Annotated in this window: 1 protein-coding gene; it reads right to left on the bottom strand. The window is 59.1% G+C overall.

The genetic code is table 11. From position 1 onward, the window contains the following. Nucleotides 1-57: 57 nt before the first annotated feature. Nucleotides 58-1,254, bottom strand: coding sequence for an IS256 family transposase (locus V7773_RS30200; protein ID WP_336076494.1), 1,197 nt, complete (start codon nt 1,252-1,254; stop codon nt 58-60). Nucleotides 1,255-1,381: the final 127 nt, after the last annotated feature.

The raw sequence follows: 1,381 nt of genomic DNA, 5'->3' as shown, positions 1-1,381 counted from the left end.
GATCGTGTCCCAGGAAGTGGTGTAACTCATCATGGTTCTAGCCATTGAGCTTGCCGTTTAGTTGATCACGGCCGACAGCTTGGCCTGTGGATTATCGCTGACCGCCTCGAAGGCTTCCAACTGCATGTAGCGTCGTTGCAGGCACCACTCGTCGTTCTGCTCCAGCAGCATCGCCCCCACCAGCCGCGTTATGGCCGGATCGTTTGGAAAAATTCCCACGACATCGGTGCGGCGTTTGATCTCGGCGTTGAGCCTCTCAAGCGGGTTGGTGCTGTGCAACTGCTGCCGGTGCGCCTTGGGAAACGCCATGTGCGCCAGCACTTCATCCTCGCAGCCGTCCATGAGGGCCGCGATCTTGGGGTATTTCTCGCGCAGCTGATCAGCGACCAAACGCCATTGCTGATGGCACTCGGCACGGCTGTCCTGAGCGAAGACCGTGCGCAGCAGAGCCGCCACCATGGTGCGCTGACCTTTGCCAACATGGGCCATGGCGTTGCGCATGAAGTGGACGCGGCAGCGCTGCCAGGTCGCATGGAAGACCTTGGAAACAGCTGCCTTCAGGCCTTCGTGGGCATCGGAGATGACCAGCTTCACGCCGCGCAACCCGCGCCTCATGAGACTGCGCAGAAAGTCCGTCCAGAACGGTTCAGCTTCGGAAGGGCCAACGCGCATGCCCAAGACTTCACGACCACCATTTGTGTTCACGGCCACGGCGATTATTACGGCAACCGAGACGATGCGCCCGGCCTCCCGCACCTTGACGTAGGTAGCATCGATCCAGAGATAGGGCCAGTCACCTTCAAGCGGACGATCAAGGAAAGCGTGAACGCGCTCATCGATCTCACCTGCCAGCCGTGATACCTGGCTCTTGGAAATCCCAGTCATGCCCATGGCCTTGACCAGCTCGTCCACCGAGCGCGTTGAAACGCCCTGGATGTAGGCCTCCTGAATGACCGCCGCCATGGCCTTCTCAGCGGTGCGTCGAGGCTCAAGGAAGCCGGGAAAATAGCTGCCCTGGCGCAGCTTGGGGATCTTCAAATCAACGTCACCGGCACGGGTTTGCCAGAGGCGATCACGGTAGCCGTTGCGGCTGTTTGTCCGGTCTGGGCTTTTGACATCGAAGCCGGCGCCGCACAGCCCTTCGACATCGAACTCCATCATGCGCTGGGCAACGAACTGGATCATTTGCTTGAGCAGATCAGCATCTGCCCCTTTCTCAACCAACTCGGTCAATGCGATAGTGGGCTTGGTCATCGTGGTTTCTCTGGTGAGTGTTTGGTCTTCGCAAACTCAACGTTAGCCAAGAACCACGATGACCATCCTCTTTCGCCCACAGGGCGCCTTCGGTTGGTTCAGTTACACCACTTCCTGGGACACGATC

It is taken from the genome of Pseudomonas sp. 3JA (assembly GCF_036961705.1).
GTDB lineage: Bacteria > Pseudomonadota > Gammaproteobacteria > Pseudomonadales > Pseudomonadaceae > Aquipseudomonas > Aquipseudomonas fluorescens_Q.
This window is presented reverse-complemented; position numbering and strand designations above follow the sequence as displayed.

Excerpts from the sequence above, each read along its gene's own strand:
- V7773_RS30200 (WP_336076494.1), bottom strand. The coding sequence starts at position 1,254 with ATGACCAAGCCCACTATCGCATTGACCGAGTTGGTTGAGAAAGGGGCA.